This window comes from Acinetobacter sp. NyZ410 (genome assembly GCF_022828975.1).
Taxonomy (GTDB): Bacteria; Pseudomonadota; Gammaproteobacteria; order Pseudomonadales; family Moraxellaceae; genus Acinetobacter; species Acinetobacter guillouiae.
In genome coordinates this window covers 3,259,052-3,282,712 of sequence record NZ_CP094620.1, presented here as the reverse complement: position 1 = coordinate 3,282,712, position 23,661 = coordinate 3,259,052, and the positions used below count along the sequence as shown (strand labels likewise).

The following is a 23,661-nucleotide window of genomic DNA, read 5'->3' as shown; positions in this document are numbered from 1 at the left end:
GTGAATTTTTAAAAAGCATAAATAAATGAGTGAAGAAGATTGTATAAAGTGGCATCCATGTATTAAGAAAATGATAAAAATTTTCGTTAGTTTATGGAGGTGGTTATTTAGTTTATATCCTATAGAAAAGTCTGAATCTAAAACTCCTCATGATATGTTACTGGATAGTATGAGGAGTACTGCTAGTTGTCGTTTTAACGCTTCTGTTAGGTTAAAGTATTTAAATAATTTCTCATTATTTACGGCAACTTATCTTTCTTTGGGATTGATTTTAATACCGTTAATACAGAATACAGATATTCATTTACATTTTTACCCAAAAGTATTAAATCTTATGCAAGTTTTTTTAGCAGTTGCAGTCTTAGTTTATTCAACAATTAATGCAACAGCTAGATATGATGCAAGATCAATTGCTTTAAATGAATGTGGAGATAAAGTAAAGGACTTAATACGAATTCTTAGGGCAAAATCAACAGAAAAAGATATATTGATTACTATTCAAGAGCGTTATAATGATGCTGTGAAAGATTCAGAAAATCATACACGTCTAGATTATTTGAAATATATGCTTGAAAAAACCAAAGATTTTCATATTACTGGTTTGAAGAGATTTTGGTATATAATAAAGTCATATATGCAATCTTTATTTCCATTCTTTTTACCAACACTAATGATTTTAATTGAGACTATTTTTATTCTTGATATGGTTGGAGTTACAGGAATTTTGCCAATGTATTTAGGTGGAGTCCCTCCTCAATAAAGATTATTATCAATTAATTTTATTAAAAAATCTAATAAATGTTTTATTTTTTTATTAATGATTTGGATCTAAATGAATTTTAAATGGAGTTTGTTGATTTTTAGCTTTAATGCGAAGTGTTATTTTAAGAAAAATATTTATAAAATATATTTTTAGATAAGCTATAATTAAATAAATCTATGATTTATAAAGTTCTTTCAAATACAGAACTTATTAAAAAAAATTACTAAATAGGGCTTCTCTATTAAAAAGTAAGTATTTCTGTAATTATCAATTAATCGCGCTATGCTTGTGCATTTAATTTATTTTTGCCCAAAAATCATCCATAAATACACGCTAAAACCAGCAAAAACGTGGTTAAAAACTGGCACATTTTCTGCATTGTTATATCAGTAATACAAAAACCTAATTTGGTAATACTGAGATGGAGTTGTGCTATGAATCATGTCAAAGCAACAGTCAAAAAAACACATCCGCTTAAAGCATTTTTTATTGATTTATTCAGTGTACGTGCAGGCGTATATATCAAACAAAACACTCAAAAAATTTCTGTCAACAAGGTAAAAGGATAAGTTTGTGGCTAAACAAAAGTTGGCTCGAATCAGCATTACTGTACCTGAAGCAACGCTAAATGCACTCGATCAGAAAATTGTTGATCAGCACTACGAAAGTCGCTCTCAAGCGATTGTTGACATGATTAATAAACACCTGATTGCGGAACAGGCGCAAGCAAATGAAGTTATGGTCGGCACTTTGACCATCCTTTATGATGCAGGACAAATGCCACTTCGAAATCAACTAATTGATTTACAACAACAGTTTTTAACACAAGTGATCAGTTCACTGCATATTCAACTTGATCAACAAAAAATTTTACAAGTCATGCTGATGCAAGGGGCAAGTTCTGAGCTTCGGCATATAAGCCAACAATTTACAGCACTCAAGGGTGTGATCAAAGGGCATCTAGAGCTGATGGATGCTGTGATGCCACCAATTCTGCAAAATGATTAAATCGGGAGTAGAGTGATGCAAGACTTATGGACGATCCAAGACTGGCAAAATGCATATACCAGTCAGCAAATCAAGATTGAGGGTTTAATCGATTATGTTAAAACCATTCACAATGACGATCATGCTTGGATTGAAATCGCATCTGCCACGCAAATTCAGGCACAAATCGAAGCGTTAAAACAGCAAGATATAGCTGATTTACCTTTATACGGTGTGCCATTTGCTGTTAAAGACAATATCGATGTCGCAGGGTTCCATACCACCGCCGCGTGTAAAGACGTTGAATATTTAGCAACCACAGATGCAGTGGTGATTGCCAAGTTAAAAAAAGCCGGTGCTGTGGTGATTGGAAAAACCAACCTTGACCAGTTTGCAACGGGATTGGTCGGGGTACGTTCACCTTATGGTGCGGTCAAAAATAGTTTTAATCCAGAATATATCAGCGGTGGTTCAAGCTCTGGTTCATCGGTTGCGGTTGCAAATGGTAGTGTGCCATTTAGCTTAGGGACCGATACAGCAGGTTCGGGTCGTGTGCCAGCAGGGCATAACAATATTGTTGGTCTTAAACCGACCAAAGGCTGGTTTTCAACCACAGGCTTAATGCCTGCTTGTAGAACAATTGATGTAATTTCTATCTTTGCTTTGAGCAGTGACGATGCTTGGACGGTTGCCAGTGTTATGCAGGGCTATGATGAAACAGATGAATATTCACGCACTCACCCCGCCAATGTTCCGACTCAGTTTTCTAAAGGGAAAATTGCCATACCCGCACAGCTTGAGTTTTATGGTGATAGCGAAACTGAAAAAGCTTTCGCAATCGCTGTAGAAAGAATTCAATCACTCGGCTATGAAGTTGAAAATATTGATTTTACGAATTTTAATGCACTTGCCAAAGCACTCTATAACGAGGCTTGGGTTGCTGAACGAACAGTAGCGGTCGAAAAAGTGGTAACACGCGAACAAGCACATCCTGTTATCGCTGAAATCATTGCCCAAGCAGATAGCTTTAGCGCCACCGATGCACTTCAAGCTGAATATAAACGCGCTGTATTGGCTCGAAAAATTAATTTGGCTTTACAAGGCTATGACGCATTGATGGTACCGACCTCACCCACGATTTATTCTATTGCTGATGTTGAAGCTGACCCCATCATAAAGAACTCACACATGGGGGCTTATACCAACTTTGTTAATTTTGCCGATTTAGCTGCAATAGCATTGCCCAATACAATTCGCGCAGATGGTTTACCCAGTGGAGTGACTTTTATCGCGCCTGCTTGGCACGATCAAGCTTTGGCAAATTTTGCCCAAAAATGGCAAGCACTGACAGCGCTTACATTGGGGAAATCTCAGCAGCATTATCAAAAAACGCTTGAGATTACTTCGAAAAATTCAGTCAAGTTAGCGGTAGTGGGCGCACATTTAACAGCGATGCCACTTAATTTTCAGCTCACTACACGTCAAGGGACTTTATTAAACAAAAACTATACCGCTAAAAATTACAAATTATTTGCTTTAAAAAATACCAGTCCAGCAAAACCCGGTCTGCAATCTGATGCAACAGGAACGTCTATTGAAGTTGAGGTTTGGGATATTCCATTGGCAAATTTTGGGGCAATCGTTGCAGAAGTTCCAGCGCCGTTAGGAATCGGTAATGTACAACTTGAAGATGGTAGTTGGGTTAAAGGTTTTATCTGCGAGGGCTATGCAATCAATGACGCTATAGATATCAGTCATTTTGGGGGGTGGCGTGCATATATACAGTCGCTAAATCAAACCAATACACAATTTACAGGCGAAAAAACAGGGGGCGTTTCTGTATGATCCATAAATCTTTATTATCAGTATCACTATTGTCTGCGATGTTGTTCGCTGGTTGTGACAACACAGCAAAAATTCCAGAAGCGAAAGAAGCTACTCAAGCTTCAGCAAATGCGAAAGCAATCACCATCGGTTATAGTGATTGGCCCGGTTTTGTGGCATGGCAGGTTGCGATTGAAAAAGGCTGGTTAAAAGAAGCTGGTCTCAATGTTGAGTTTAAATGGTTTGATTATTCAGCATCACTCTCAGCCTTTTCAGCCAATCAATTAGATGCGGTATTTGTCACCAATGGCGATAACTTGGTGACGGCGTCAGGTGGTACCCAAGGCATGATGATTATGGCGACGGACTATTCTGCGGGCAATGATGTGATTATTGCCAAAGATGGGATCAATAGTATTCAGGATTTAAAAGGTAAATCTGTTGGTGTTGAAAAAGGTCTGGTCGATCACTTGCTCCTTGCAACAGCAATGTCAGATCAAAAAATCCCAATCAATGAAATCAAATTGGTCAATTCTGCGACCAATCAATTACCGCAAGTCCTATCCAGCCCCGATGTTTCAGCGATTGCAGTATGGCAACCTGTAGCCAGTCAGGCATTGAAAGCGGTTGCAGGATCAAAAATCATTTATACCTCGAAGGATAAACCCGGTTTAATTTATGACACCTTGACCGTAAATATGAGTCATTTAACTGCACATAAAGATGAATGGAAAAAGATCCTTCAAGTGTGGGACAAGACGGTGAAATACATCAATGATCCTGCGACACATGCAGATGCTGTAAAAATTATGGCAATTCGTTCTGGGGTTGATCCAAAACAATACGAAACGATGGTGAATGGTACCCATTTACTTGATTTAGAAGCCAATCAAAAAGTCTTTAGTAAAGGCAATGGCTTTGATTCGATCTATGGCTCGTCGTATCACGTCAATAAATTCAACGTGGAAAATGGGATTTATAAAACTGAACAAAATGTCGATGGTTTGATTTATCCAACATTGTTACAAGAGCTGAAATAATGTTTTTTAAAAGAGTCGAATAATTTGAAAAATAGCCTAAGCATGTCTTGGGCTATTTTTTTAGCTGCAAAAGTTTTATTTAGAGCATAGAGATTAATCGCAAACTTTAAACAGATTTGAATGCTAGAGCCGCATTAGAAACTAAACAAATTTTAAAATTTTCACTTTAGTAGATTTGATAAAAAATCAGCAAGTTAAGTTTAAATTGAATAACAAGGGCATCACTTCAATCACATTAAAATATAAATATCTATTGATTATATTTCTGTGCTTTTTGAAAAAAGATGAATAATTAAAATTCCAATAATCATAAATATCAAACCGATGATTGCAGCTAAATCTAAGTGTTGTTTGTAGTAAAAGAAGCCGACTAAAGAGACTAAAATAATACCTGCACCCGACCAAAGCGCATAAGTAATACCAACAGGAATCGTTTTCATGGTCAGTGATAAAAAATAAATGGCAACCGCATATCCGATCACGGTGATGATCGATGCAGACAACTGACTAAAACCATTTGAGGCTTTCATGGCAGAAGTCGCGATGACTTCTGCCACAATGGCAATGATTAAATATAAAAAAGACATTGCTTGAAAATATTCCTTATAAGGCTATTTTTGCATGATGGAAAAGGTGATTTTCTTCATGATCAAACCAATTTTGGCTAGCAGTTGAAGTGCCCGTAAGTGTTGTAAAACAAAAATCTGCCTGAAATACATCAAGTGTGAAATATAAACGGCAATGTTCACCATCGATAATTCGCTGTTGTACCAGTGTGTTGTGATCAAGCTGTTGGAAATTTTCAAGATCAATCTTGCTTCCAACTTTGTCGGTGACAGTACTAAGATCAATGATCTGTTGATCAAAACTGATCGAAACCTCATAGTCTTGGATAGCTTCTAGACTGATCTGTTGCTTTGAAATAGCGTCTGATAACGTCTCAGCAGATTTAAAAGCCTGTTGTATATCGGGATGTCGAGACTTGGCAAAGGCAATAAAATGATCACAAAGGATCAAGCCGCCATCCGTAGGATAACTGGTATTTAACTCAGTATTTTCAATTTTAAATAAACGTAAGCCAAGATAAATGCCACGCGTCGCTTGTTGACGCCAATCCTCAACATAAGCATGGCTGGGTGAAAACTCGAGTATGGCATTGCCAATCGAATACAATTTGGCAGGTTCGGGCCATTGCACATGATTTTGATAATTACTGCTGAGATGCCATGAAAGCAATTGATTTTGAGCATCCCAAAGGGTATCGCCAACCCAACCTTGTCGTTCTAAAACGGGTGTTGATCTAGGGTCTTTTAAGCGTAAATCAATGGTAAATGTCTTGGATTGAAACCAATAGACGAGGGTGTTTTCATCGGTTAAACCATTGGCAAAGGTAATGCTCTTACGGCGGAAAGCACCCAATAAGTATTGGGGCAATAAGCAGGTTGAGTCATCCGTTGGTTTAAGTTGTGTACAGAGGTCTAATAAGTTCATTTCGACTCCTCATTTTGGTTTAAACCAAATGAATAAAGCGGGCGGGCATTTTCAAGTTGAATTTCGCCCCGTGCTACTTTTTCTTTGAGATACTGAAAGGTTTGTGCGGTTTGATTAAAAAGATGTTCACCACCTTTTAAAGGCGCATATTGTGCAGGCTGATCTTTGATTAAAGGCTGAATTACATAGTCATAATCACAAGAGAAGAAAAATGGGAATGAATAGCGTTCTTCAGCCACTTTTTTAACACGATGTTTGGTTGCTAAATATCGGCCATTGGATAAAATCTCCATCATATCGCCAATATTCATGACCAATGTATTTTCAAGCAGGGGGATATCAATCCATTGCCCCGTTTTATCAAGCACTTGTAATCCGGGCGCTGTGGGTAAGAGTAAAGTAAAACATTCATAATCGGTATGCGCACCGATACCTTCTTTATCCTGAATTTCAGGATGGTAAGGATAATGAATTAGGCGAAGTTGGCTGGGGGCTTTGGAAATATGTGCATCAAAATAATGCTCATCTAGACCTAGTGCCAGTGCAAAACTTTGGAAAATTTCATGCCCAACCGCTTTGATATGCTGATAATAGGCAGTGACTTGCTGCTTAAATATCTGGTCATCAGGCCACTGTGTTGGGCCAACCAAGGGGCGACGATCTGCTTGGCTCTGGTGATCATAATTGACATCATAGGCCTCTTTGAGATCATAACTTGTTTCAACAAAGCGTTCTTCACCGATCGGCACATAACCACTATGATTTTCTGATAAGCCAATATAATGCTGCATCTTAATGGCAGTATCTTGGGCAAAGTATTGCTGGGCAGTGTGATAAAGCTTTTGAAATAACTCAGGTTTAAATTGTTCTCCTGTTAAATATAAGAAACCAACATCTTTACATGCCTGATCTAAAGCGTGTGCGACCGTGAGTCGATCTTGAAGCTCAGGGCTGGAGAGTAAAGAAATGTCCACAAGCGGTAAAACATATGTGTTTGACATGAATATCACCAAGGTTGGCCGTCCAACAAAGAATTTAGCGATTTGGGTCGTCCCAAATGCTCTTAAAATCCGTTTGCTTATTGACCTGTACTGACTTGGGTCATACGCGGTATTTTGGGTAAGTCTTGTAGTGATGGATCAAGCTCATCTTCCTGAGCATGGACCAACTGATCCACTCGCGCTCTTAAATGTTGAAAAGCGGGCGTTGTCATAAGATCTAATGAACGCGGGCGTGGTAAATCTACTTCAATAATTTCTTTAATTTCACCAGGATTGGCTTTTAACGCGACAATACGGTCAGCCAATAAAATAGCTTCATCCATATCATGCGTAACAAAAATAATCGTGATATCAATGTTTTGCCATAAATCCATTAAGTGCTTTTGCATCTTCTGGCGGGTATGCGGGTCAAGCGCACCAAAAGGTTCATCCATCAATAAGATTTTTGGTTCATTAACCAAAGCTCGTGCAATAGCAACGCGCTGTTTCATTCCACCTGAAAGTTGATGTGGATATTGGTTTTCGTATTTGTCTAAGCCAATAATATTGATCCATTCCCGTGCATGGGCTTCCGCAGTCATTTGGCTGGCACCTTTCATTCGTGGGCCGAACATGACGTTTTCTTTAACCGTTTTCCAAGGAAATAGGGTGTATCCCTGAAATACCATGCCACGTTCAGGGCTTGGGCCTGTAATAGCTTCGCCATCGACCAAGATCTCACCACTATGGTATGGATCTAAACCTGCAATCACTCGGCTTAAGGTTGATTTTCCACAACCTGATGGACCGATCACACAAATAAATTCACGCTTATGGATTTTAAGATCCAGTTGATTTAAAACGGTTCGTTCAGTTTTACCATGTTTAAAAACTTGACTGAGTCGTTTGGTCTCTAAGATGACAGGGCGTGCATAAATTTTTTGAAAATATTCAGCTGAATTAAAAGTTGAGTCATTCATTATTTTGCCCCTGCTTTCCATGCGAACATACGCTCGCCCAATTTCATTAATAACACATCGCAAACCAGTCCAATCACCCCGATAATCAAGATCGCAGCATAGACATTGTCAAAGTTTTGATAGCGTGCTTGTTGGGTAATAAACCATGTAATACCTGAGGTGGTACCAATCAATTCAGAGACAATCAAATAGGTCCACGCCCAACCTAGCAAGACACGTAAATCACGGTAAATATCTGGAAAAGCAGCAGGAATCACCACATTGAATAGGCTTTTAAGCTTATTGGTTCCAAGGGTATAGCCCGCTTCAATTAAACCTTTATCGACCATACGGGTTGTATTGGCGATGATAAGGATTTGTTGAAATAGCGTTCCAATTACAATAATCGCGATCTTAGGCGCATCATTGATTCCGAGAATGGCAACAGCAAGCGCACCGAATGCAGGTGCAGGTAAATAACGGAAAAATTCAACAAAAGGTTCTGTAAGTAGCGATATTTTTTGTGAGAAACCACAGAGGATCCCCAGCGGAATACCAAAAATTGAAGAGATTAAAAAAGCGGAAAAAACGATTTTAATACTGTGCCATAAGCTTTGATGAAACCATGGTGTATCTGGTTGTTCTGGCGGTGTGGTAAATGCAGTCACCAAGGCTTTAGCCACTTCATGTGGTGCAGGTAAGTAAATGGGATTAACTAAAATACCTTGTGGTGGTGCAGAATGGTGATCGACCGCATTTTGTGCCTCACTATAGAACACACTTTTTTCAACTCGGCTGCCAACTTGAAAATACGAGACACTACCAGAATCTGTAATTTGCACTTGAGGGTGCCAAATAAAAGGTAAATAACTGACCGCACACCAGAGCAAAATAGGGATCAGAAAAGAACACAAGCTCAGTAATAGCTTGTTCTTTTGACCAATTTCCTTTGCGACATAACCCATATTTACCGCCCTCATTTTAGCTTGAGTATTACGATTATTGAAAAACGTAATATTTATTAAGCAAAATAAGTGCCATGAATAAACAGGAGGGATTGGATTAGTCTGAGTATTTCAGCAGCTCGTGAATACGAGGTGATCAATGATCTTTATAAGTGACTGGTAAAGAACTCAGTAGAGGCTCAATAAAAGGACAAGATAATCAAGAAATGGATAAAGTAGGAATAACGAAAAAGAAATAATCAAACAAGAGATTATGGATGGTAAGCAGTTGATTCACAAGTTCAGTGCTTAAGACAAACATCTAAATGCAATCGATAGCGTGATCAATTGAAAATTAAATCGTCGTTGTATCGAGGGGAATACAACGACATTTTAATCACGAAATACATATCAAATCATAAACTTCAGTTGAATATTTAAGCAGATCCAATTTTATTAGGTTGGCATCCGCTTAAAGTGGAAGAGGTTCTAAACCTTTGACAATATCACTAAATTCAGAACCATTGAGCCAAAATGATTTCTTTAAAAATAATGTGGTCATGATACTTTCAGCGATATCGCTATTGGTATTTTCACAAAATAAACCATACTGGCTGCCTAACACATTATTGTCTTCAATCAAACGAATATAGTAAGCATGTTGTTCGTCTGCATAACCAAGAATTGCATCACGTTGAGTCGCCATTTTTATGTCTCCACATAGAAAATCAATCAATTAAGTGCTTAAGTGGGATCAGAGAACTTATTCAAAAATATCAATAAATTAACAAGATGTCTGTATTCTAAATTATTGATTTATGATAAGTATATTGATTATCTTTGTCGTCCTTGTTCAAATAGATGTATCAAAACTGATCGATAGAGTTATTGTTATTCAAAAAAAACTTGCCGTCAACTTGAATTTGTAACTTTTTCAAGCTATATTGATTTTACAGGCTTTTATGAAGCATATAGGATAAATAATGTCTAAGAAAGTAGAATTTGAACACGGAGGTGCGAGAGCCAATGCTGGGCGTAAGGCACAGTTTAGTGAGCCGACCAAAGTCATCCGTGTCCCAGAGTCACAAGTAGATTTTATCAAAAACTGGTTACTGAAAAATTTCAAAAACGGCCAGCTCAGTGATTTAAGCTCTAGCATAAATATCCAGACCATTCAGCCTAAGAATGATAAGGTTTATCAGATTCCGCTTGCGACAGAACGAGTCGCTGCTGGCGTGCCATTTTCTGTTCAAGATAGCATAGAACAATCATTGGATATGAATGAATATTTAATTCGAAATGAGAGTTCTACCTTTATTGTTAAAGCAAATTCACTTTCAATGCTAGATGTTGGTATTGATATTGAAGATCCATTGATTGTAGATCGTAGTATTTCTGCAAAATCTGGTGATATTGTGATTGCACGTATTGATAATGATTTTACGGTAAAGCGCCTGATGATTGATAAACAGTTTGATCCACCGAAAGTTTGGTTAAAAGCTGAGAATCCAGAATTTAAAAATATTTATATTGAAGAAGGGCAAGAATTTGAAATCTGGGGTGTGGTAACCTATAACTTAAAACGGATGCGTTGATTGAAACAATCTATTCGGATAAGGCTGAAAGTCTTTGCTATTTTAAAGCAACATTCTTGTTGCTTTTTTTATGATAGATTAAAACGATTTGATTCAATGTCCAAATTTTAATGGGTAGGTCTATGTTTGGGATGTCGAATTATTTGAAAAAGATTCATTTCATCAAAAGTCTTTTTAGTTTTATGTCAAAAATATGCTGATGTTATGTTGAGCGTGTAAACGAATAGGATAAAAAATCCGAACGTTAACATTCTTTATCAAAAGCCTCAAAAAAACCAACCTAAACATAACAAGTATTCGGCATATTTTTTGCTGTTATTAAATGAACAAATTAATAGAATGGTAAAACAATGAGCTATCGAATTTTTCCTTGTGTTACTCAGCAAGATGCTGAGATTGTCGTTTTATCTTCAGGTTTAGGTGGGCACGCCTCATTTTGGCAACCACAAATTGAAACCTTAACCCAATATTTTCAAGTGCTTGTTTATGATCAAGAAGGTTGTCATGCAGATTCTGATGCATTGCCAACATCATACTCAATCAAAAATATGGCCAAACAAATTCTCGATATTCTGCATCAACAACAGATCAAACAATGCCATTTTATTGGACATGCTTTGGGCGCAGTCATCGGGGCAGAATTGGCGGTTTTGGTTCAGAATACAGATATATCATTAACCAGTCTCACTTTTATTAATGCTTGGGATGCGCTTGATCCGCATACACAGAAGTGTTTTCAGGCACGTATGACTTTATTAGAAAATGTAGGTGTTGAAGCTTATATACGGGTACAAGCTTTATTCCTATATCCGCCTGCCTATATCTCAAAACATATTCAAAAAATTCAGGATATTGAAAATTCTGGATTTGATGATTTTCCACCGATCAACAATGTATTGGTACGTATGAATGCATTGATGAATTTTAAAATTTTACCTGAACATGTCGCAGCTTTGTCGAAAACAGATGTGTATTATATTGCCAACAAAGATGATTTTTTAGTGCCATATCAAAAGAGCATCGATCTTAAAAAAGCATTGGGACATGGCGTATTGACACTGTTGGAAACAGGAGCACATGCATCCTCAGTAACGGAGAGTAAGACATTCAATCAGATTTTAATTCAAAATTTAGTAGAAGAGGTTTTATAAACCACAACCTAAATATGGATTCACATCAATTGTGCTTAGCGGCCACAACCTACAATGGCTGGTGAGATAAAGCAATCAGTGCTGAACAAATTCAGTAGATTTATGATGTAGTAAAAATGGGGCCTATTTCTGCCAATCGTTGTCCTGTACGATTTATATTTTTTGACGATATTTTAGGTCAAACTAGGATGAAAGCCAGTGCTTTCTTTAGAAAATGAAAGTTAGGAAAAAGCATAACAGCTGCTAATAGGATTATTAATATTGGTTATGTTGCTCATAAAGAATATATGCAAGATTGCCTCGATTAGCTGTTGAGGATGCTTATAAAATATTATAAATATTGATTTTGTTATAGTTATAATTGCGGTTTAAATTTTGATTTTTATTGGGTTATTTATTGTATTTAAATATTGGTTTATTAAAAGCCAATTGTTATGCCATCGAACCGCATTTTTATGCGGTTTTTTATTTTTTGTTCAATCAGATTTTAGAATTTTCAATGATCTAAAATGATGCATTTATGCACTATTTTAGTTTAATTTTTTTGCTTAAGAAAATCGTAAATTTTACCAAAAGGTAAAATAAAAAATAATAATTAAAATTTTTATAATAAAAACAATTCTCTAAATTTAGTGGCATGCAGTATGCATTGTTGATAATTATAAGCTGAGTGAATTTTTAATCAGATTTTTTTAGAATGTTTTTTGTCCAGTGAGGTTTAGCTATGAAAATTGGTGTGTTTTGTCCGATTGGAAATAATGGCTGGTTGCTTTCAGAAAATGCACCGCAATATAAGCCAACATTTGAGTTAAATAAACAGATTGTACAACGTGCAGAGCATTATGGTTTTGACTTTGCATTGTCGATGATTAAATTGCGAGGTTTCGGTGGTAAAACTGAATTTTGGGATTATAACTTAGAAACTTTTACATTAATGGCGGGTTTAGCTGCCGTCACCAGCAAAATTAAAATTTTTGCGACAGCTGCGACTTTGGTGATGCCACCAGCTATCGTGGCACGTATGGCATCTACGATTGATTCAATTTCAAATGGACGTTTTGGGCTAAATGTTGTGACGGGTTGGCAACCACCAGAATATACCCAGATGGGGCTATGGCCAGGGAATGATTATTTCTCTAAACGTTATGATTATTTATCTGAATATGTCGAAATTTTACGTGAACTTTGGGCAACAGGAACATCTGATTTTAAAGGTGAGTTTTTCCAAATGGAGGATTGCCAAGTTAAGCCTAAGCCACAAGCTGATATGAAAATTATTTGTGCAGGCCAGTCTGATGCGGGCTTAGCATTCTCAGCAAAATATGCAGATTATAATTTTGTCTTTGGCAAAGGGTTAAATACACCAACCGCCTACGCTGAAATTAATGACCGTTTAAAAATACATACCGACCAAACTGGAAGAGATGTACAAACCTATGTGCTGTTTATGGTGATTGCCGCAGAGACAGATCAACACGCCATGGCGAAATGGGAGAGCTATAACCAAGGCGCAGATCTAGAGGCGATTAATTGGTTAATGAACCAAGGCGGCAAAGATCAAACATCGGGTACAGATACCAATATTCGTCAAATGGCTTCAAGTGTTTCACCCGTCAATATCAACATGGGAACAATCGTTGGTTCTTATGAAAATGTAGCCAAGATGCTGGATGAAATTTCTACAATTCAAGGTACAGAAGGGATTCTTTTAACTTTTGATGATTTTATACAAGGAGTTGAGGATTTTGGACAACGTATTCAACCGTTGATGACTTGTCGCGAGGAGGTTGTTGCAAGCTATCAAAAACCAGCTCAACCCGTTTTGGAGAAAAGCGCATGACTATGATGAATGACGCTAAAGCTGTAGAACATCTGGTCTGTACAGATTTTACCGCGCATGCAGGAACCGGCAGAGTCTTAAAAGCAGAACCAGAATCAATTCAGCTTGCACCAGAACAAACGGCGCTTATTGTGATTGATATGCAAAATGCTTATACCTCAATCGGTGGTTATTTAGATTTGGCTGGTTTTGATGTTTCAGCCACTCAACCTGTGGTCGCCAATATTAAAAAAAGCATTGATGCAGCACATACCGCGGGCATCCAAGTGATCTATTTCCAAAACGGATGGGATGAGCAATATGTAGAAGCTGGTGGCCTAGGTTCTCCTAACTTTCATAAATCCAATGCCTTAAAAACCATGCGTAAAAATCCTGATTTACAAGGCAAGTTATTGGCAAAAGGGGGGTGGGATTTTGCATTAATTGATGAGTTAAGGCCTCAAGCTCAAGACATTGTGATCGAGAAACCACGCTATAGCGGTTTTTTTAATACAGCGCTGGACAGCATTTTACGTGCTCGTGGCATCCGAAATTTAGTTTTCGTCGGGATTGCCACCAATGTTTGTGTGGAATCAACCCTGAGAGATGGTTTTTTCTTGGAATACTTTGGTGTGGCGCTTAAAGATGCATGTTATCAAGCGGGTCCTCCAGCAGCGCAAGATGCAGCCTTATATAACATTCAAACTTTTTTTGGATGGGTGTCTGACACGACGTCATTTGTAAAGACTTTTAATACTCAACAGGCACAGCCAAATCACCTCACTTTCAGTCGAACGGCTTAATGGTTTTCAACAGATTATGTGTCTTGTGCCTTCTCTTGTATTGAAGTCTATGGCGAAGATGCTTTCAGGAAAAATAAAGGAATTCAAAATGTCGAAACAAGTTGTGATCCCAGCAGGTACGGCTAAGCCTCTTGCACCTTATGTGCCAGCAACCAAAGCAGACAATATTGTTTATGTCTCAGGTACGTTGGCTTTTGATGAAAATAATGATGTGGTCTGTGTCGGTGATGCCGCAGGGCAAACCCGGCATATTTTAGAAACCATTAAAAGCGTCATCGAAACTGCAGGTGGGACAATGGATGATATTACCTTTAACTCAATATTCGTCAAAGATTGGGCGGATTATGCCGCAGTAAATGTGGTCTATGCTGAATATTTTCCCAATGATAAACCCGCTCGATATTGTATACAGGTCGGACTGGTTAAACCTGAAGCCTTAGTAGAAATTGCATCTGTAGCACATGTGGGATAGAGCATGTCTAGATTTGTCTATGCGTTTTAATCATTTTTTTCAAAAAGAATTTTAACCTCGATGAACATTTGCGCATTGGGGTGGGAGCGTCATGATGCAAATGATCAAACAAGAAAGTGCACTTGCTGGTGAAATAATTGAGTTTAACACGCCGTGTGAAGCCAATGTCCATTTAGAAATCGATCAAGCTATCTTTAGACAAGGTATGTCTAATCTGGGTGCTGCGGTCAATGTGATTACCACCAAAGGCGATGCAGGGCAGGCAGGTTTTACCGCATCCGCAGTGTGTAGTGTAACGGATTCACCTCCAACTTTATTGGTATGTCTCAATCGGGCTGCTTCGGTATATCACATTTTTTCTGAAAATAAAGTTTTATGTGTCAATACATTGGGTTCAAATCAAGCCGAATTATCAAATCTCTTTGGTGGCAAAACACCGATGCAACAGAGGTTTGCGCAAGCTGAATGGAGTGAGCTGGTGACGGGTTCTCCCGTATTAGATAACGCCCTAATTTCATTTGACTGTGAAGTGGTATCCAGTCAAGTGGTCGGCAGCCACGATGTATTGTTTTGTCAGGTCAAAGCAATTCGTCACAACCCAAGTTTAAATGCGCTTCTATATTTCAAACGCAGTTACTGTGAACCTCAAAATGTATGTTGATCTCTCAATATGGGGACTTAGAAAATGGCGACAAAAGAACCATGGTTTACATCATTTAAACCATACACAGGAAATTTAGATCAAACCCCTGTGCAAATTGATGAATATTTACCTGTCGGAAAAAGTATCGTTTTGGGCTTACAACATGCTTTTGCAATGTTTGGTGCAACAGTTCTCGCGCCTTTGCTGATGGGCTTTGATCCCAATTTAACTATATTTATCACGGGTATCGGCACAATTTTATTCTTCTTGATGACGGGTGGAAGAATGCCGAGTTATCTCGGATCGAGTTTTGCATTTATCGGTGCTGTTGCAGCTGCAACGGGCTATGCAGGTGTGGGGTCAAATCCGAATATTGCCTTGGCTTTGGGGGGGACCATCGCTTGTGGTTTGCTGTATGCCGCGATTGGTTTAATTGTCATGAAGACGGGAACGGGTTGGATTGAAAAGTTGATGCCACCGATTGTTACAGGGGCAATCGTGATGATCATTGGACTAAATTTGGCACCCGTCACCATTAAAAGTGTTTCAGCAAATTCATTTGATACTTGGATGGCAATTCTAACCATTCTGTGTATCAGTGCGATTGCTGTATTTACCCGAGGCATGATGCGTCGCTTATTATTGTTGTTGGGTTTGGTCTGTGCATATGTCTTATATTTTATCCTTGCCAATGTAATGGGCTTTGGCAAAGCTATCGATTTTGCAGTCATCAGCAATGCTGCATGGTTAGGCCTACCACATTTTGTTGTACCGACGTTTAATGCCAATGCCATGCTGTTAATTGCGCCTGTGGCAATAATTCTGGTCGCTGAAAATTTAGGTCACTTTAAAGCAGTATCTGCAATGACAGGCCGTGATTTATCACCTTATATGGGACGTGCTTTTTTTGCCGATGGTGTATGTACCAGCTTGTCAGCTTCTGTTGGTGGGACAGGCATGACCACCTATGCTGAAAATATTGGGGTTATGGCTGTCACTAAAATTTATTCAACCACTGTCTTTGTGATTGCTGGGATCTTTGCCATTTTGTTGGGCTTATCACCTAAGTTTGGAGCTGTGATCAGTACTATTCCTGTTGCGCTTTTAGGTGGTGCTTCGATCGTGGTGTTTGGTTTAATCACAGTGGCTGGTGCAAAGATTTGGATTGATAACAAAATTGATTTCACTAAAAACAGTAGCTTAATTATTGCTGCGGTCAGCTTGATCATGGGGGCAGGTAATTTTAGTGTACATATTGGTTCATTTGATCTTGGTGGAATCGGTACAGCAACTTTGGCCGCAATTTTATTAAATCTATTTTTAAATCGTGGAGAAAAACAGCCTGATGAGATCAAGCTAGAATCAAGTGATGCTGAAAAGTCCATATCACAGTCTTCTTAAGGCGAAGGGATAAGATTGTGACTTCAAATGATTAAACAGCAGATTTTACCGTGAAAAGGGTGGCATTTATTGGTTGTGGGGAATGGGATTGCGTATGACATCTCATTGAGCAAAATTTTGTACACGAGTGAAAGTATAAAATCGTGATTTTGCAAAGGTCAATCACATGCACAAAAATTGGGACGCTCGCAGTGAGTTTGTAAAAAGCGCTACAAGCAGAGGTGATTTTTCCTTATTTGACTATAAACACAAGAACCGCATATAGGGGATGAATTCAAGCTTTAATATTGCAATTTTAAAGCGATTGTTGGGGAAATTCTGATTCATATTCATGGATGAAATTTATACAGATATTACGGGTTTTTATGGCGATGCCCTATGCGACAAATTTTGTCGCATAGGGCATTTTTCTATCTAGTATTTAATTCTCCAATAAATATAATAGAACCTGTAAGCACGATGAGATTTAAAATATGAAAGACTGGATTAAGATACGCGAAATTTTAAAAAATATTCAAAATCGACAAAATAAAAATCAGGCTATTTACTTAGTCGGTATGGTCGACTTAAACGAACTGGATATTTCATGGTTGATTGATGAAGACTACATTGAAATTGATGATGCTATTTCTTACTTAGACAATAGAGATATTGTTTTTATTAAGGATTTAACTTTTAAGGGTAAGAAATTGCTCTATCAGCTCAGTATTTAAATCTATTTTTTATAACAACGAATGAGGGCGTTTTATAACAATAATGAAGAATTAAAATAAATAATAATTTAATTTTTTAATTTAATAAAAACAAATAAAAGATAAAGCTTTATTATAATAATTTGATAAATATAAATAACAATAAAAAATATGATAATTAATAATTTTAATCCAAATCAATATTCAATTGTTGGTTTGGATTTTTTATATTCTGTAACCCCAAAATTGATGCTTTAGTCGCCATTCACGAATTAAAACTTGTTAATTTGTTGAACTCTCGTTAAAAGTAATGATGTGTTATACATTGGCAATAAAAAGGATTTTAGGATGAAACGTCCAAAGCATATTGATAAGGCTGAATGGGAAGCACGTTGTCAGTTGGCAGCACTGTATCGTTTAATTGCACACTATAGAATGACCGATTTGATTGATACCCATATCAGTTTACGTGTCCCACATGAGCCTGATCATTTTCTGATTAACCGCTATGGTGTGACATTTGATCAGATGAAAGCATCAGATTTGGTGAAGATTGATCATGAAGGGAATATTGTGGCCGATTATGACCAAGGGAAAATGGTTAATGTTGCAGGTTTCGTTATTCATTCTGCCTTGCACCATGCCAAAGATGATATTCACTGTGTTATTCATACTCATACGGCAGATGGGATTGCGGTGTCTGCACAAGAAAAAGGTTTATTACCTTTGTCGCAACATGCGCTGAAATTTTATAATAATATTGCTTATCATGAATATGAGGGCATCGCTTTTTCCACCGCAGAGCGAGAGCGTTTGGTTGAGGATTTAGGCAATTATCGTTGCATGATTTTACGTAATCATGGTTTGCTCGCCACTGGCAATAGTATTGCTAGAGCATTTCATGAAATTTATTTTTTAGAGCGGGCTTGTCAAGTTCAGATCAAAGCCATGAGTAGCTCGAAACTTCATTATCCGAGTAAGCAAATATGTGAATATACGGTCAAGCAATTTGAAAGTGATGCTGCTGAACCGATTATTCAGGCCGCTTGGAATGCTGCTTTATCATTGATTAAAGATCAGAAAAAAGATTATTGCGCTTAAACACTGCTGCTAACTTATTCAATAAGCTCGACATAAAAAAACCTCCATATATTACATACGGAGGTTTTTTATTGCATACGGATTAGCTGTTTAAATCAAACCAAATAAATTGGCTATCTTCATGTGCAGTGAGTGTTGAATCTTCGTCAAATAAATAAGCATCACCTGCTTTAACGACTTGACCGGCAATATCAATCTCACCTTCGATCACATGTACATAGTTAAATTTTTGGGTTGCTTTCACTTCAAGTGTGTGACCTTTTTCCAAATATGCCGCTTTAATTTCAGCATCTTGACGAATATGCATCGGCGCATTGTCATTTGGTCCCACAATCAATTGCCATTCATTTGGTGATTTTTTAGGATCACGTTCAATTTGTTGATAATTCGGTTCAGCATCTTGAACATTTGGAATCACCCAAATTTGTAGCATATGAACGGCTTCATCACCTTGGTTGATTTCACTGTGTTGTACACCTGTACCCGCACTCATCAATTGCCATTCACCCGCATGGATATGACGTTCATTTCCCATACTGTCTTTGTGTGAAATGGTACCTTTGAGTACACAGGTCAAAATTTCCATATTGTCATGTGGGTGAGTACCGAAACCTTTATGTGCTGCAATGGTATCGTCATTGATTACACGTAAAGAACCAACACCCATATATTTAGGATCGTACCAGCTACCAAAAGAGAAACTATGTTTGGTGTCTAACCAACCCATTTTTACGTGACCACGGTTTTCGCTGTGATGTAAAAAAGTATTCATCTCAAGTCTCCAATTCTTTATTTTTTAACATGAGTAAATATTAATATTTAAGTAATTGGGATGAAATAGCAAAATAGCAACATGTTGTTTTGTTTTTGGAACGATAAGGTTTTTAGCTTTTGCAATGAAAACCAGTGTATGCACACTGGTTTTCATTGCATCAAGTATAAGATTATTCTAAGAATTTAACCGTTACACCCGATTTAACTTTTTTACCTAAATCATTGGCATCCCAGTTGGTCAAACGAATACAACCATGTGAAGCTGTTTTCGAAATTGCAGATGGGTTTGGCGTACCATGAATACCAAATGATTTTTTACTCAAGCCAATCCAGATGTTGCCTACAGGGGCATTTGGACCAGGTGGTAATGATAATGGTTTTAAGTTTTTGCCTTGTACAAAGTTACTTGGCGAGTAACTATACCAAGGGTTGCGAGCAACACCGGTAACTTTATAGGTTCCAGTTGGCGAAGGCGTATCAGAACTACCAATTGTGGCAGGGAATGAGCCGACCATTTGGTTTTGCGCATTAAATAAATACAATTGTTTCGCACCTTTATGCGCCACAATTAAATGGATATTTTCAGGCAATTCGTTACGGATATTGGTGACAACGATTTTTTCACCAACTTTGTTAAATGTTGCTTTAGGATTAAGTTTCTTTAAGAACTCTTCATCCATATGGAATTTTTCACCCAACATTTCGGTGACACGGGTGTAGTACAAACCTGGCATTTTTGCTTGTAAAGCATAATCACGCGGAATTGATTTTGCATAAGGACCTTTTAGATCTTCAGCCGTTATCGTGTATTCCACAAAAGCAGGTTTATTGCCTTGTTGAGACACTAAAGCATCCCAAGTTTCTTTGGTCAGCTCACCCGTCGGTTTAATGCCATTCATTTGTTGGAATGAAGCAATGGCTTTCAGCGTATTCATACCGCTTGAACCATCAATTGCACCAGGTGAAGCATGTGCATTATTTAACATGACATGGGCACGGGCATAGACAGGGAATTGACCCTTGCCAATATTTTCGTACCATTGTGCATTGTTGATCCCATCTAAAGTCCATGATGCTTTCGGTGCATTAGGATTGCTTGCCGTTTTTGCAGTCGTGGTCTGTGGAGATGATGGGGCAATAGCGGTACCTGAGTTTTTATCCTCAGTTTTTTCTAAATTTTGTAGCGTGTTTGCAGCTTTGTCTAAGTCTTGTTGCTCTTGCTGGCTTATCTGTGTTTCTACACTTGAAGCAGAACTGTCAATAGCAAGTGGATCAATAGGATCTTCAACGGGAGCAGCAACTTTTTTAGGCGTTAGAGGTTGCTCAGCTGTAGATGCAGCAAAAGCTGTACCTGTTAATAAACAGCTTAAACTCAAAGCAAGAATTGAGCGAACGAACATGTAGATCAACCTTAAGAATTATTCATAATTTATGACTAAAAATCTGTGTAAGTATTGCAGAAATTATAAGGTGTTGCAGTATTTGTTTTGTGTTAATCATTTTTTTCTATAGACATTTTCTCTGTCAGCTGGTTTTGTTTTATTTTCGTATACCAAACGAAATTTAAATCAAAGCAAGCAAATAAAACTTTATTGAGAAAAATTTTCTAGAAATGGTTATGTAGCAGGCCTTTTTGCTATGATGGGGCGAATTTAATTTTTGATTGGGAAAGTAAATGACGACCTTAAAAAATGATCGTTTTCTACGTGCCTTATTGCGTGAACCTGTAGATACGACTCCGGTTTGGATGATGCGTCAGGCTGGACGTTATTTACCAGAATATCGTGAAACACGTGCGAAAGCAGGTGATTTTCTTTCTCTTTGTAAAAATACAGAATTTGCTTGTGAAGTGACTTTACAGCCTTTGCGCCGTTATGAGCTTGATGCCGCAATTCTATTTTCAGACATTTTGACTGTTCCCGATGCTTTGGGTTTAGGGCTTTATTTTGAAACAGGTGAAGGTCCTAAATTCCATAAAACAGTTCGTACTGAACAGGATGTGGCAAATTTACCCAAATTCGATGCCAAATCTGATCTGGCTTATGTCATGAATGCGGTTTCAACCATTCGTTCAGCTTTGGGTGGTCAGGTGCCTTTAATTGGTTTTTCGGGTAGTCCGTGGACCTTGGCAACCTACATGGTGGAAGGTGGTTCAAGTAAAGACTTCCGTTTTACCAAACAGATGATGTATGCACAACCTGAAGTTTTACATGCTTTATTAGATCGTTTAGCCGATGCTGTAATTGACTATTTAAATGCTCAAATTGAGGCTGGTGCTCAAGCTGTACAAATTTTTGATAGCTGGGGTGGTGCATTGGCGCATCGTGAATATCTAGAATTTTCACTCAAATATATGCAGAAAATTGTTGCAGGATTAAAACGAGAGCATGAAGGGCGCAAAGTACCTGTGATCTTATTTACCAAAGGCGGTGGTCAATGGTTAGAACCAATGATTGCAACAGGTGCAGATGCATTTGGCTTAGATTGGACAACCCAGTTAAACGTGGCGCGCCAAACCGTCAATGGGCGTGCAGCGCTACAAGGAAATTTAGATCCAGCAACATTGTATGGTTCAGCTGATTCTATTGAAAAAGCAACCAAAGCCATGTTGGATGATGCTTATGCCAATGGTGAGAAAACAGGTTATATCGCCAACTTAGGTCATGGTATTACCCAATGGGTTGACCCTGAAAAACCAAAAGCATTTATTGACACTGTACACCAATACAGTGCCAAATACTTAGGTTAACTTATTGTTGTAAATGCATTTATGATCTATTTTAAATCATTATATGAATTTCTATTTAAGGCAGCATCGGCTGCCTTATTTGGTATTTTATTGCTGATTGCATTTGTCATTACGGCAAAGATGGGCAGCCATGAATTTTATGGTTTGTTTCGTTATGACTGTTTATTGTTTTATGCGTTGATCATTCAAGCCTGCCTATTGTATTTAAGATTAGAATCCTGGGCAGAAGCGAAAGTTATTGCTTTATTTCATATCATGGCCATGGGGATGGAAATATTTTTAACACACCCGCAAATTGCTTCTTGGCAATATCCGCAACCTGCCGTTTTTAAAATTTTGACCGTGCCTTTATTTGCAGGATTTATGTATTCGGCAGTCGGTAGTTTTTTTGCACGTTCACTGCGTTTGTATCATGTTTCATTTTTAAATTTGCCCAGTTTTGCCAATATGTTGAGTCTGGCACTATTGTCATATATCAATTTCATGAGCAAATTCTTTATTCCAGATTTTCGAAATGTACTATTCATTTGGAGTGTAGTGATTTTTTGGAAAACAAAAATTCGTTTTCAATTACAACAGCATGAATTTCAGCTTCCGATGTTACCAGTATTGGTTGTTTTGGCATTTATAATTTGGGTAGCTGAAAATATTAGCACTTTTAATAAAATTTGGTTGTATCCAAGTCAAGTGGATGCATGGCATATGGTGGGGTGGGGTAAGCTAGGCTCGTGGTATTTACTGTTACTTTTAAGTCTGGTTTTGGTGCTTAAGATTCTTGGAGATCGTAATAAAAAGGGTGAATGGTCACTAAAAAAGTACAATAAATAATTTCGTAATTGTCACATTTAGATTTGCATATCTAAATTTATGTGATAAATCTAAATAGGTGTAATCAAACTTACACATAATGGAAAATAACAATTTACATATGTTGAATTAAAACAATGCATATGAAAATTCTGGAGAATTATATGTTAAAAAAAATCGCTTTGGCTGCTGTATTGGCTGCGGGTTCAAGTGTTGCTATGGCTGATCCAGATGTGGGTTGTGGTGTAGGTTCACAAGTTTGGGCTGGTCAATCTGGAAAAGTACCGAAAATTTTAGCGGCGACCACCAATGGTCTTTTTACTAACCAATTATTAGGTATTACGTTTGGTACTTTAGGTTGTAATGGCAATGGTAAAGTGACTGCGCAAGTTGTGACCTTTACCAATGAAAACTCAGAAGCACTTGCACGTGATATGGCTGTAGGTCAAGGTGAAAGCCTAAACGTACTTGCTTCATTGTTAAATGTTAAAGATGCAGATAAAGCACGTTTCAATGCTGTAGCGAAGTCAAACTTTGCAAGTATTTATTCAGCAGAAAATCAAAATTCTCTACAAGTATTAGCGTCACTTCAACAAGTGATGGCAAAAGACGAAGTGTTAAAAGCTTACGTTTAATTGCGTCAAAAACCCTGCCTTGTTGCAGGGT

The 23,661-nt window shown here is 37.7% G+C and carries 25 protein-coding genes; 17 read left to right on the top strand and 8 right to left on the bottom strand.

The annotated features are described in order from the left end of the window. The first annotated feature begins 25 nt into the window (after window positions 1-25). The 5 genes from MTO68_RS15665 to MTO68_RS15650 all read left to right on the top strand — a co-directional run bounded on the left by MTO68_RS15665 (window position 26) and on the right by MTO68_RS15650 (window position 4,614). On the top strand, window positions 26-760 hold the full coding sequence (locus tag MTO68_RS15665) for an SLATT domain-containing protein (protein WP_244013336.1): 735 nt from the start codon (window positions 26-28) through the stop codon (window positions 758-760). Window positions 761-1,197: 437 nt separating this feature from the next. Further along, window positions 1,198-1,332, top strand: coding sequence for a hypothetical protein (locus tag MTO68_RS23130; RefSeq protein ID WP_279578594.1), 135 nt, complete (start codon window positions 1,198-1,200; stop codon window positions 1,330-1,332). Window positions 1,333-1,336: 4 nt separating this feature from the next. Then, window positions 1,337-1,771: a hypothetical protein gene (locus MTO68_RS15660; RefSeq protein ID WP_004822751.1), complete on the top strand. Its 435-nt coding sequence runs from the start codon at window positions 1,337-1,339 to the stop codon at window positions 1,769-1,771. A 12-nt stretch (window positions 1,772-1,783) separates the two neighbouring features. Beyond that, window positions 1,784-3,595: an allophanate hydrolase gene (gene atzF / locus MTO68_RS15655; protein ID WP_244013334.1), complete on the top strand. Its 1,812-nt coding sequence runs from the start codon at window positions 1,784-1,786 to the stop codon at window positions 3,593-3,595. Next, the gene (locus tag MTO68_RS15650; protein ID WP_004822748.1) at window positions 3,592-4,614 is read left to right on the top strand and encodes an ABC transporter substrate-binding protein; all 1,023 of its coding nucleotides are present in this window, start codon (window positions 3,592-3,594) and stop codon (window positions 4,612-4,614) included. Before atzF ends, MTO68_RS15650 begins: the two co-directional genes overlap by 4 nt. Window positions 4,615-4,871: 257 nt before the next feature. Here MTO68_RS15650 and MTO68_RS15645 read toward each other — a convergent pair whose 3' ends face one another. The 6 genes from MTO68_RS15645 to MTO68_RS15620 form a co-directional block, all read right to left on the bottom strand. Further along, window positions 4,872-5,201, bottom strand: coding sequence for a multidrug efflux SMR transporter (locus tag MTO68_RS15645; protein ID WP_244013332.1), 330 nt, complete (start codon window positions 5,199-5,201; stop codon window positions 4,872-4,874). A 16-nt stretch (window positions 5,202-5,217) separates the two neighbouring features. After that, window positions 5,218-6,105 carry a hypothetical protein gene (locus MTO68_RS15640; protein WP_244013330.1) on the bottom strand — a complete coding sequence of 296 codons (888 nt, stop codon included), beginning with the start codon at window positions 6,103-6,105 and terminating at the stop codon, window positions 5,218-5,220. Continuing rightward, on the bottom strand, window positions 6,102-7,106 hold the full coding sequence (locus MTO68_RS15635; RefSeq protein WP_244013328.1) for a 2OG-Fe(II) oxygenase family protein: 1,005 nt from the start codon (window positions 7,104-7,106) through the stop codon (window positions 6,102-6,104). Before MTO68_RS15635 ends, MTO68_RS15640 begins: the two co-directional genes overlap by 4 nt. Window positions 7,107-7,183: 77 nt before the next feature. After that, on the bottom strand, window positions 7,184-8,065 hold the full coding sequence (locus MTO68_RS15630; RefSeq protein ID WP_244013326.1) for an ABC transporter ATP-binding protein: 882 nt from the start codon (window positions 8,063-8,065) through the stop codon (window positions 7,184-7,186). Beyond that, window positions 8,065-9,009 carry an ABC transporter permease gene (locus MTO68_RS15625; RefSeq protein ID WP_004724654.1) on the bottom strand — a complete coding sequence of 315 codons (945 nt, stop codon included), beginning with the start codon at window positions 9,007-9,009 and terminating at the stop codon, window positions 8,065-8,067. The genes MTO68_RS15630 and MTO68_RS15625 overlap by 1 nt, the downstream gene beginning before the upstream one ends. Before the next feature lie 451 nt (window positions 9,010-9,460). Next, window positions 9,461-9,694, bottom strand: coding sequence for a hypothetical protein (locus MTO68_RS15620; protein ID WP_004724652.1), 234 nt, complete (start codon window positions 9,692-9,694; stop codon window positions 9,461-9,463). Between the two features lie 277 nt (window positions 9,695-9,971). Here MTO68_RS15620 and umuD point away from each other — a divergent pair, with 277 nt between their 5' ends. The 9 genes from umuD to MTO68_RS15575 all read left to right on the top strand — a co-directional run bounded on the left by umuD (window position 9,972) and on the right by MTO68_RS15575 (window position 18,665). After that, window positions 9,972-10,583, top strand: a complete 612-nt coding sequence (gene umuD, locus MTO68_RS15615; RefSeq protein WP_004822739.1) for a translesion error-prone DNA polymerase V autoproteolytic subunit — start codon at window positions 9,972-9,974, stop codon at window positions 10,581-10,583. A gap of 350 nt (window positions 10,584-10,933) precedes the next feature. Beyond that, window positions 10,934-11,734, top strand: coding sequence for a pyrimidine utilization protein D (rutD, locus tag MTO68_RS15610; protein WP_244013324.1), 801 nt, complete (start codon window positions 10,934-10,936; stop codon window positions 11,732-11,734). Between the two features lie 724 nt (window positions 11,735-12,458). Next, window positions 12,459-13,574, top strand: coding sequence for a pyrimidine utilization protein A (gene rutA, locus MTO68_RS15605; RefSeq protein ID WP_244013322.1), 1,116 nt, complete (start codon window positions 12,459-12,461; stop codon window positions 13,572-13,574). A 5-nt stretch (window positions 13,575-13,579) separates the two neighbouring features. Then, the gene (gene rutB / locus MTO68_RS15600; RefSeq protein WP_244015984.1) at window positions 13,580-14,356 is read left to right on the top strand and encodes a pyrimidine utilization protein B; all 777 of its coding nucleotides are present in this window, start codon (window positions 13,580-13,582) and stop codon (window positions 14,354-14,356) included. 88 nt (window positions 14,357-14,444) lie between these two features. Further along, the gene (gene rutC / locus MTO68_RS15595) at window positions 14,445-14,828 is read left to right on the top strand and encodes a pyrimidine utilization protein C (RefSeq protein WP_244013320.1); all 384 of its coding nucleotides are present in this window, start codon (window positions 14,445-14,447) and stop codon (window positions 14,826-14,828) included. 91 nt (window positions 14,829-14,919) lie between these two features. Then, window positions 14,920-15,489 carry an NADH-dependent FMN reductase RutF gene (gene rutF, locus MTO68_RS15590; RefSeq protein WP_081407363.1) on the top strand — a complete coding sequence of 190 codons (570 nt, stop codon included), beginning with the start codon at window positions 14,920-14,922 and terminating at the stop codon, window positions 15,487-15,489. A gap of 24 nt (window positions 15,490-15,513) precedes the next feature. Then, window positions 15,514-16,872, top strand: a complete 1,359-nt coding sequence (gene rutG / locus MTO68_RS15585; protein ID WP_244013318.1) for a pyrimidine utilization transport protein G — start codon at window positions 15,514-15,516, stop codon at window positions 16,870-16,872. A gap of 473 nt (window positions 16,873-17,345) precedes the next feature. Beyond that, complete coding sequence (locus MTO68_RS15580; RefSeq protein WP_004724636.1) at window positions 17,346-17,585, top strand: hypothetical protein; 240 nt, start codon at window positions 17,346-17,348, stop codon at window positions 17,583-17,585. A gap of 327 nt (window positions 17,586-17,912) precedes the next feature. Continuing rightward, a complete protein-coding gene (locus MTO68_RS15575; RefSeq protein ID WP_056517856.1) occupies window positions 17,913-18,665 on the top strand; it encodes a class II aldolase/adducin family protein in 753 nt (250 codons plus the stop codon). 82 nt (window positions 18,666-18,747) lie between these two features. Here the strand turns inward: MTO68_RS15575 and MTO68_RS15570 are convergent, their stop codons facing one another. Next, entirely contained in the window at window positions 18,748-19,437 is a 690-nt protein-coding gene (locus MTO68_RS15570; RefSeq protein ID WP_004724634.1) for a pirin family protein, read from the bottom strand. 172 nt (window positions 19,438-19,609) lie between these two features. Further along, window positions 19,610-20,839, bottom strand: a complete 1,230-nt coding sequence (locus MTO68_RS15565) for a L,D-transpeptidase family protein (protein ID WP_034611785.1) — start codon at window positions 20,837-20,839, stop codon at window positions 19,610-19,612. A gap of 275 nt (window positions 20,840-21,114) precedes the next feature. On the opposite strand from MTO68_RS15565, the gene hemE reads away from it, so the two are divergent. The 3 genes from hemE (at window position 21,115) to MTO68_RS15550 (ending at window position 23,630) form a co-directional block, all read left to right on the top strand. Next, window positions 21,115-22,188: a uroporphyrinogen decarboxylase gene (gene hemE / locus MTO68_RS15560; RefSeq protein WP_244013316.1), complete on the top strand. Its 1,074-nt coding sequence runs from the start codon at window positions 21,115-21,117 to the stop codon at window positions 22,186-22,188. Window positions 22,189-22,209: 21 nt separating this feature from the next. Beyond that, window positions 22,210-23,016, top strand: coding sequence for a DUF817 domain-containing protein (locus tag MTO68_RS15555; protein WP_244013314.1), 807 nt, complete (start codon window positions 22,210-22,212; stop codon window positions 23,014-23,016). A gap of 143 nt (window positions 23,017-23,159) precedes the next feature. Beyond that, window positions 23,160-23,630 (top strand): DUF3015 family protein, encoded by a 471-nt coding sequence (locus tag MTO68_RS15550; RefSeq protein ID WP_004822723.1) that lies wholly within the window; start codon window positions 23,160-23,162, stop codon window positions 23,628-23,630. The last annotated feature ends 31 nt before the right edge of the window (window positions 23,631-23,661 follow it).

Excerpts from the sequence above, each read along its gene's own strand:
- rutB (WP_244015984.1), top strand. The coding sequence starts at position 13,580 with ATGAATGACGCTAAAGCTGTAGAACATCTGGTCTGTACAGATTTTACC.
- hemE (WP_244013316.1), top strand. The coding sequence starts at position 21,115 with ATGACGACCTTAAAAAATGATCGTTTTCTACGTGCCTTATTGCGTGAA.
- rutC (WP_244013320.1), top strand. The coding sequence starts at position 14,445 with ATGTCGAAACAAGTTGTGATCCCAGCAGGTACGGCTAAGCCTCTTGCA.
- MTO68_RS15645 (WP_244013332.1), bottom strand. The coding sequence starts at position 5,201 with ATGTCTTTTTTATATTTAATCATTGCCATTGTGGCAGAAGTCATCGCG.
- MTO68_RS15580 (WP_004724636.1), top strand. The coding sequence starts at position 17,346 with ATGAAAGACTGGATTAAGATACGCGAAATTTTAAAAAATATTCAAAAT.
- rutD (WP_244013324.1), top strand. The coding sequence starts at position 10,934 with ATGAGCTATCGAATTTTTCCTTGTGTTACTCAGCAAGATGCTGAGATT.
- MTO68_RS15620 (WP_004724652.1), bottom strand. The coding sequence starts at position 9,694 with ATGGCGACTCAACGTGATGCAATTCTTGGTTATGCAGACGAACAACAT.
- umuD (WP_004822739.1), top strand. The coding sequence starts at position 9,972 with ATGTCTAAGAAAGTAGAATTTGAACACGGAGGTGCGAGAGCCAATGCT.
- MTO68_RS15650 (WP_004822748.1), top strand. The coding sequence starts at position 3,592 with ATGATCCATAAATCTTTATTATCAGTATCACTATTGTCTGCGATGTTG.
- MTO68_RS15550 (WP_004822723.1), top strand. The coding sequence starts at position 23,160 with ATGTTAAAAAAAATCGCTTTGGCTGCTGTATTGGCTGCGGGTTCAAGT.
- rutF (WP_081407363.1), top strand. The coding sequence starts at position 14,920 with ATGATGCAAATGATCAAACAAGAAAGTGCACTTGCTGGTGAAATAATT.
- MTO68_RS15635 (WP_244013328.1), bottom strand. The coding sequence starts at position 7,106 with ATGTCAAACACATATGTTTTACCGCTTGTGGACATTTCTTTACTCTCC.
- MTO68_RS15630 (WP_244013326.1), bottom strand. The coding sequence starts at position 8,065 with ATGAATGACTCAACTTTTAATTCAGCTGAATATTTTCAAAAAATTTAT.
- MTO68_RS15575 (WP_056517856.1), top strand. The coding sequence starts at position 17,913 with ATGAAACGTCCAAAGCATATTGATAAGGCTGAATGGGAAGCACGTTGT.
- MTO68_RS15665 (WP_244013336.1), top strand. The coding sequence starts at position 26 with ATGAGTGAAGAAGATTGTATAAAGTGGCATCCATGTATTAAGAAAATG.
- MTO68_RS15640 (WP_244013330.1), bottom strand. The coding sequence starts at position 6,105 with ATGAACTTATTAGACCTCTGTACACAACTTAAACCAACGGATGACTCA.
- rutA (WP_244013322.1), top strand. The coding sequence starts at position 12,459 with ATGAAAATTGGTGTGTTTTGTCCGATTGGAAATAATGGCTGGTTGCTT.
- MTO68_RS15625 (WP_004724654.1), bottom strand. The coding sequence starts at position 9,009 with ATGGGTTATGTCGCAAAGGAAATTGGTCAAAAGAACAAGCTATTACTG.
- rutG (WP_244013318.1), top strand. The coding sequence starts at position 15,514 with ATGGCGACAAAAGAACCATGGTTTACATCATTTAAACCATACACAGGA.
- MTO68_RS23130 (WP_279578594.1), top strand. The coding sequence starts at position 1,198 with ATGAATCATGTCAAAGCAACAGTCAAAAAAACACATCCGCTTAAAGCA.
- MTO68_RS15570 (WP_004724634.1), bottom strand. The coding sequence starts at position 19,437 with ATGAATACTTTTTTACATCACAGCGAAAACCGTGGTCACGTAAAAATG.
- MTO68_RS15565 (WP_034611785.1), bottom strand. The coding sequence starts at position 20,839 with ATGTTCGTTCGCTCAATTCTTGCTTTGAGTTTAAGCTGTTTATTAACA.
- MTO68_RS15555 (WP_244013314.1), top strand. The coding sequence starts at position 22,210 with ATGATCTATTTTAAATCATTATATGAATTTCTATTTAAGGCAGCATCG.